Annotated in this window: 1 pseudogene; it reads right to left on the bottom strand. The window is 63.3% G+C overall.

The window, feature by feature from the left end:
• A pseudogene (locus M622_RS23950) lies at nt 1-240 on the bottom strand (IS1634 family transposase); the annotation flags it as partial.

Here is a 240-nt window from a genome sequence, read left to right on the forward strand (position 1 = left end):
AGCGCCATGAAGCAGATCGACGCATGCGCGCGAATCCGCTCGGGCAGGCGGTGATACACCGGGCCGATCTCGATCTCGGACTTGAGTACCTTGAAGCCGCGCTCGATGTCGGCAAGCGACTTGTAGCGCTGAATCACGTTCGGCGCCGACAAGCCCTCGGCGTTGGTCACCAGCAGCAGCTTGCCGTCCATCATCTGGGCGAGGCGCCGGGCCTTCTCGTCGATGTGGTAGCTGAAGAGC

It is taken from the genome of Thauera terpenica 58Eu, from assembly GCF_000443165.1.
GTDB classification, from domain to species: domain Bacteria; phylum Pseudomonadota; class Gammaproteobacteria; order Burkholderiales; family Rhodocyclaceae; genus Thauera; species Thauera terpenica.